Here is a 3,591-nt window from a genome sequence, read left to right on the forward strand (position 1 = left end):
TAGCACACCCCCGGAAAGGAATCGGGCCAGGGGGCGATGCGGTCGGTGATGTGCCTTTCGTCCAGGGGTTTGCCGTTGATGTACACCACCCCCCGCTCCACATAGACCTCATCCCCCGGCACCGCCACGATGCGCTTGATGAAGAAGGCCCGGAAGCTAAAGCCCAGGATGGGAAAGCGGGCGGTGGCGTTGGGAGTACCCTCGGGAGGTTTCAGAATGGCGATCTCTCCCCTTTTCCACTCCATCAGGCCAAAGCGCACCAGCCAGGTCTCCCACTTGGGAACCAATACCCGCTCCCCGTTTTGCAGGGTGGGAAACATGCTCTGCCCCACCACCCCCACGGTGGTGAAGACAAAGGTGGTGACCAAAAACGCCACCAGCAGGGCTTCCCCCACCTGGCGGAACCACTCACGAAAAAGATAGTCCCAAAACGCCTTCATACCCCTCCTACTTTACTGGCTACGACCTCCTTGGCTGCTTTGCGCCCTGCCTCCACGATCTCCTCCAAAAGGCGGAAGTCCTCAATGCCCACCCCGGGCAGGCTGGGCCTCACGTACACCTCCGGGGCATAGAGGGTGAGGCGCACCGAGGTCAGGTGAAGCTGCATCAGGTCCACCGCCCGCCGGGCCAGGGCTAGAAGCCCTTTGGGGGCCTCCTCCACCCGGCGCTCGGGGGTCACGTCCACGGCATAGACCTCCCTGGCCCCTAGGAGGCGGGCGGCATCCACGGGAAGGTTGTCCAGGACCCCGCCGTCAAAAAGAAGCTGCCCTTCCCGCTCCACCGGGGCCAGAAGCCCCGGGTAGGCGGCCGAGGCCAAAAGGGCGCTGGGCAGGTCCCCTTGGGTCAGGAAAAGAAGCCGCCCCGAGACCACGTCCACCGCGGTGACCGCCAGGGGCCTTTTAAGCTCCTCAAAGCGCGCAGGTAGGTGCTCCGCCAAGAAATCCTTGAGCTTCTTGCGGGAAAAAATCCCCTCCCTGGGGGAGAAGCCCAAAAGCCCCAGCCAGGGAGTCTTGTGGGCGATGGCCAGCATCTCCGCCGGGGTCTTGCCTGCGGCGTAGAGCGCCCCCACGATGGCCCCCATGCTGGTCCCGGCCACCACCTGAAACTCCAAGCCCGCCTCCAGGAAAACCTCGAGGGCCCCGATATGGGCCAGCCCCCTGGCCCCCCCACCGGATAGCGCCAAGCCGCGCACGCCCAAATCCTAACGGCTTCTGGGTGAAAGACGTGAGGGCTGGATATAGTGGAGGCGGTGAGCCTGGCGGGGAAGGTCCTTTTGAACCGATACCGGGTGGTGCGCCCCTTGGGCCGAGGAGCCTTGGCCACCGTCTACCTGGCCTTTGACCGCTATGGCACCCCCTACGCCCTCAAGGTCTTCCCCCGGGGGGCCGAGGCCAGGCGCAACCGGGAGCTTTGGGTGGGCCAAAGGCTTTCCCACCCCAACCTCAACCCGGTCCTGGAGAGCCTGGACCTGGAGGAAGGCCCTGCCCTCCTCTTGGCCTACGCCCCCGGGGAGGAGATGGGGCGCTGGATGCTCCGTAGGCCCGGCAGAAACCGGGCCCTTTTCGTCTTCCGCCAGCTCCTCATGGCCCTGGCCCACATGCACGGCAAGGGCCTGGTGCACCGCGACGTGAAGCCGGAAAACATCATTGTGGCGGGAACGGACGAGGCCAGGTTGGTGGACTTTGACCTCTCGGGGCCGGCCCTCGAGGCCTTCAAAAAACCCCTAAGGCTGGGCACCCTTCCCTACCTGGCCCCCGAACAGGTCCTGGGGCAAAGCCCCGGCCCCGAGGCCGACGTCTACGCCGCAGGGATCATCTTGTACTGGATCCTTTCCGGAGAGCACCCCTTCGTGGGGGGACCGGAGGAGGTCCTCCTCGGCCACCTCCAGGAACCCGTGCCCCCCATACCTGGGCTCGCCTCCCCAGAGCAAGCCTACTTGGAACGCCTCCTGGCCAAATCCCCCAAGGAGCGCTTCTCCTCAGCCGCGGAGGCTTTGGAGAACTTTCCCTTTTAAATGGCCGCTTGCCTAATGCTTTCCACCCTCCTGGGCTCCGCCCTCTTTGCGGGCCTGGGAGAGGTGGCGGCGGGAAGGCTTTTGGTGGAAGGGGGCCACCGGGCCCTAGTGGTGGCGCAAAGCGGCGCCCATGTCTTGGCGAAAGAGGAGGACTCCGCCCTTTACGGCCTCGCCCGTACCCCGGATGGCTATTTGGCCGTGGGCCATGTGGGCAAAGCCCTCCTTCAGGTGGGGCTGGACCAAACGGGAAAGCCCCTCTGGGCCAAGGCGGGAGGCCAGGGAATCCTTTGGGGCACGGATGGCCGTTTCGCCTGGGGAGGGCACCTGGGCCCGAAGGGCTGGGAAGCCCTAGTCTTGGACCTAGCCGAGGAACGGGCCTGGCGCCTCCCCCTCCCCGGCCAGGGGTACGCCTACGGGGGCCTGTACCGGCATGGCGTCCTTTTCCTGGTGGGGCGGGTGGAAGGGAAAGGAGGATTTGACGGCTTCCTCCTGGGCCTTCCGCTGGCCCGCCCCGGAGGGTGGGCCTATGGCTACCAAAGCGGCTGGCCGGGAAACGACTACCTCCGTTTCCTGGGGGAAAAAGGGGCGGTGGGGCGGTTAGAGGTGGCAGGGGACTCGGAAGGGCTCCTTCTGGACTGGGTGGGGCTGCTGCGGGGTGAGGCCCAGCTTTTCCGCCGGCCCGGCTTTGACTACCTTCGGGCCTGGCGGGGGTCCTTCCTGGTAGGGGAAGCCGAGGTAGAGGGGGTTCTCCAAGGCCTTTGGCTCGGCCCGCAAAGTAGCCCCTCCAGAAGGGACCCAGGCCTTCGCTACAGCGGGGGTCCCATGGCCTCTTTGCGCGCCCTGGACCCCCCTCTCGCCTACGGGTACTCCTACCGTTCCCTCTTCCAGGGGGAGGGGCTTTTCCTGAACCTGGAGGGATCCGAGGGGGAGGTCCTGGCCTACCGCCTCGAGGCGCTCAAACTCCCCTGGCAACCTTTCACGATCCAAGCCCTACCCCTTTCCTTCTCCTGGAAAACCCTATCCTGGCAAGCGGTGGCCGGCCTCGAGGCCCAAGCCTGCCCTTGACCCAGGAGCCCTTACTTGGCATAGGCCCCGTTGGCCAAGAAGGTAAGGATACCCGCAAGAAGCCCCTGGGCCACCTTTTCCCGGTAAGCCGGGTCGGCCAGCCTTCGCCCCTCTACGGGATGGTCCCCGAACCCGATCTCCACCAAGACCGCGGGTACCTTGGCATAGCGAAGGACGAAGAAATCGCCCGGGAAGGTCCCGCGGTAAGGGCTCCCTGTGGCCTGGGAAAGGTGCCGCCCCAAGGTCTCCGCCAGGCGCTGGCTATAGCGTTGGTTGGCCTGGGCTACGATATCGGAAAGGATCCTTTCCGCCACGGTGCGGGCCTCCTGGGTCAGGCGCCGCCCCAGCTCTCCCCCACCGTTTTCCCGGATCACCTGGGCCAGGATGCGGGAGTCCTGGGCCTGGCCAAAGTAAAAGGCCTCCACCCCCTGGGCGGTGCGGGTAGGGGTAGCGTTCACATGGATGGAGATGAACAGGTTCACCTGGGAACTATCGGCCATGGAGGCCCGCCG

The 3,591-nt window shown here is 65.6% G+C and carries 5 protein-coding genes; 2 read left to right on the top strand and 3 right to left on the bottom strand.

All coding sequences use genetic code 11. The annotated features are described in order from the left end of the window. Together lepB and Q0693_RS02245 are read right to left on the bottom strand one after the other, a co-directional pair. On the bottom strand, positions 1–440 hold a 440-nt coding region (gene lepB / locus Q0693_RS02240; RefSeq protein WP_298628853.1), incomplete at its 3' end, for a signal peptidase I. Next, positions 437–1,192 carry a patatin-like phospholipase family protein gene (locus Q0693_RS02245; RefSeq protein ID WP_298628854.1) on the bottom strand — a complete coding sequence of 252 codons (756 nt, stop codon included), beginning with the start codon at positions 1,190–1,192 and terminating at the stop codon, positions 437–439. The genes Q0693_RS02245 and lepB, both read right to left, overlap by 4 nt. Positions 1,193–1,240: 48 nt before the next feature. Between Q0693_RS02245 and Q0693_RS02250 the strand changes: the two genes are divergently transcribed. Beyond that, positions 1,241–2,014 carry a serine/threonine-protein kinase gene (locus Q0693_RS02250; RefSeq protein WP_298628856.1) on the top strand — a complete coding sequence of 258 codons (774 nt, stop codon included), beginning with the start codon at positions 1,241–1,243 and terminating at the stop codon, positions 2,012–2,014. 15 nt (positions 2,015–2,029) lie between these two features. Then, entirely contained in the window at positions 2,030–3,079 is a 1,050-nt protein-coding gene (locus tag Q0693_RS02255; RefSeq protein WP_298628858.1) for a hypothetical protein, read from the top strand. Between the two features lie 11 nt (positions 3,080–3,090). On the opposite strand, the gene Q0693_RS02260 is transcribed toward Q0693_RS02255, so the two are convergent. Beyond that, positions 3,091–3,591 (bottom strand): N-acetylmuramoyl-L-alanine amidase (locus Q0693_RS02260; RefSeq protein WP_298628860.1); only part of this gene is annotated, 501 nt, incomplete at its 5' end.

Origin of the sequence: uncultured Thermus sp. (assembly GCF_938010445.1) — a bacterium.
In the GTDB taxonomy this organism is placed as follows: domain Bacteria; phylum Deinococcota; class Deinococci; order Deinococcales; family Thermaceae; genus Thermus; species Thermus altitudinis.